Origin of the sequence: Acidithiobacillus albertensis, assembly GCF_001931655.1 — a bacterium.
Lineage (GTDB): Bacteria > Pseudomonadota > Gammaproteobacteria > Acidithiobacillales > Acidithiobacillaceae > Acidithiobacillus > Acidithiobacillus thiooxidans.
Genome location: NZ_MOAD01000082.1, coordinates 1 through 2,792 on the forward strand (window position 1 = coordinate 1; position 2,792 = coordinate 2,792).

3 protein-coding genes are annotated in these 2,792 nt (G+C 50.6%); 2 read left to right on the forward strand and 1 reads right to left on the reverse strand.

Translation table 11 applies throughout. The features are described from left to right. The coding region (locus BLW97_RS18100) for an FUSC family protein (protein ID WP_075324172.1) at positions 1 to 1,694 on the forward strand (1,694 nt) is incomplete at its 5' end. 147 nt (positions 1,695 to 1,841) lie between these two features. Here BLW97_RS18100 and BLW97_RS18105 read toward each other — a convergent pair. Next, on the reverse strand, positions 1,842 to 2,207 hold the full coding sequence (locus BLW97_RS18105; protein ID WP_075324173.1) for an HVO_A0114 family putative DNA-binding protein: 366 nt from the start codon (positions 2,205 to 2,207) through the stop codon (positions 1,842 to 1,844). A gap of 310 nt (positions 2,208 to 2,517) precedes the next feature. Here BLW97_RS18105 and BLW97_RS19280 point away from each other — a divergent pair, with 310 nt between their 5' ends. Continuing rightward, entirely contained in the window at positions 2,518 to 2,700 is a 183-nt protein-coding gene (locus BLW97_RS19280; protein ID WP_143214992.1) for a helix-turn-helix domain-containing protein, read from the forward strand. Positions 2,701 to 2,792: the final 92 nt, after the last annotated feature.

Here is a 2,792-nt window from a genome sequence, read left to right on the forward strand (position 1 = left end):
CGGTCATGAGTGCCATTGTATTTCCGCAACCGCTGGAAGATCTGCTGCAGCATACGGCACAAACGCGCCTGCAGCATTTTTTGCGCAATACCTTGCGCGTACTGCAGGGAGGGGTGCCGAGGGCTGACTGGATTGCCCTGCATCTTGAAGGGATTCAGGAAACTTTACAGTTGGACAGTTACCGTTCCGGGGCGCTGTTTGAAAGTAAACGCGGACGCAGCAAAAACATCCGTGTCCGGGAAATGATTGCCAATATGATGTTTGCTTCGGGTTCTTTGCATTTACTCAACAGTCATATTCGCAGATTGCGACGCGATACGCTCGCACCGGTGCGTATCAAAACTGAAAATTTGATCGATTCGATACGTCTGGATTTTCAGGAGATACAACAGCAACTTCAGAATAGTGAGATTCCTAAGGCAGAAAACCATCTGCAGGTTCTGCAAAACAGGACCGAACAGCAGTTAGATGAGTTACGGGTCTCTTTGCAAGATGAACTTAATTATGATCAACGACTGGCTCTCGATAGTCTGATCCTGTTACTCACCCGCTTTCTGGCTGAACTCCGGCGCTATGTGGTCAGTTATGGGCAATTGATTTGTCCCGAGACGATCAAAACGATCCCTCCCTTACCACTGACGATTGCCAGAGTGCAAGGGAAACATTGGCACACCTCTTTTGACCGTCCGCCTACAGAAATAGCCCAGCCCTTGAGTGCAGCCTTGCGCAGCATGGTTGTTGTTGCGGTGGTTTCGCTTTTCTGGCTAAACACGGCGTGGCCTTCTGGCCCCGAAGCCGTCATTTTTGCCGTAGTCCTCAGCGCGTTATTTTCCACCTTTCCCAATCCGCTGGCCTCGGTGCGGCAGATGGGGTTCGGTGTGCTTTTGGCATTTCTCGCGGCTCTCCTGTTCAGTCTGGAGTTTTTACCCCGAATATCGGGTTTTCCTATGCTGGCCCTTGCGCTGTTGCCTTTTTTGTTGATCCCTCCGTGGTTGTTGACGCGTACCCGGTGGTCAGGAACAGCGGCGGGCTTTGGTATATTTTTCCCCCTGTTTGCTATTCCGGGAGAGGGGCAGGAAATTTCCTATACTGCATTGCTGAATAATGGGATCGCACAATTGCTGGCCGTATTTATAGTGGGTATTGCTTTTTATCTCATTTTTCCAGTAGGTAATAGCTGGGAGCGAGAGCGTATTCTGAAACGCTTTCGCGGACTTGTCCGGGTCGCAGCCCAAGCTCCACTGTTTAACTTGCGCAATCAATTCCAAGCGGAAAGTCGTGAATATTTGCGTTTATTGGCCGCAGATTTGTCTCCGCATCAGGCGAGTGACCTGAAAATTCTGCACGAAGCAATGCGCCTTGACGATCTCGCCGAAGGGATCCTGCAGCTGCGTATTTTGCTGCATGCACAGGCAGAAATGGAAGGTGAGCAACCTTTGCAGCGCTACGAAGCACAATATGTGACTCCTCTGTTTGATGCGTTTCCGCAAAAATATGTAATGCCCATGTCGGCCAATTATGAGGAACGGTTATGTGCGGTGATAGACGCTGCAGCCAGCTTGCCCACAGAAAACGTTGATAAGACTTTGCACCCTATTTTGCCGCCCGATGCCTTGTTTCGTGTTTATGTTCATGTGATAGCCAGTGTTTCCCGCCGCCTTTCTATTGAAAAGGAGGCTGAGCATGCCCGTTGAAATAGTTCTCTTTGGTGCTGTGCTGCCCACCCTTTTGCCTGTTTTTGGGCTGAGCGTCATGCTGTATCTGATCGTGGACAAATGGACCAGTCGTTGGGATCTGGATTGTAAGCCGCTACACATAACGATCAAAACGAAGATGCCCAGTCACGCTAATACAGCCTCCAGGCGAAGAGAATGCGCGGCAGGCCTCACTTCTTTTTTTCGTCCGTGACCAGGCAACGGTTTTTCCTCCACGATAACCAGTCCGGAATCCGCTAATAAATCTATATCCCGCTTCACAGCACTACGATCCCGCCCAAGACGTTCCGAAATCTCTGTAATGGAAAGTGGTCTCTCTAACACCACTTGCATCAGTGCAAGCCGGGCCGTAGTCAGCAAATGCAGCAAGTCTGCGGCGCCTTCAAAACTAATGATCTTTTCTTCGGAAATGGACTGTCTGGCATCCGCTGTACGAGCAATCTTCCTACCCCGTTCAAAGAACATTTTTTCATTGGCTACCTGCAGTAACATTTTATTGCCTCCTTAAGGCCATCCAATCCTCTTCAAAACGTGCTTCGACTTCCTCAAAACTGACAAAATCTATCGGGTGCATATCCCCCAAATAATGACGATGGTGGTATCCGGGCTGGTTGTCGTATCCCACAACACGACCATTATCCACGGCGCATATCGCGTGACTGATATAGGCTAGTGTAGTGTTGCATTCTTGGTGAACCTTAAGGTTAATGATGATAAAATAGCTCCATGTTGAGGGTATGAATGGAGTCGAGCCTTGCGAGTTGCGCCCACAGTCACTTTAACCAGCGAAGAGCGGTCCGAGTTGTCCCGTATAGTCTCCTCCCGATTAAGCAGTGTCCGCTTGTCATTACGGGCACGGATGATATTGCTGGCGGCAGAGGGCTTGCAGAACAAGGAAATTGCGGAGCGCCTGGGGGTGGATCGCCTGCCTGCAAGTCGCACGTTGGCGCAAGCGTTATCTGGAACACCGCTTGTCGGGCATTGAACGCGATTTACCGCGCGGCGCCCCTCCGGTGAAAATGGATGTGGCCCGTCTGGTAGAATTGACCACGCAGAGTAAGCCGGAAGCGATGACGC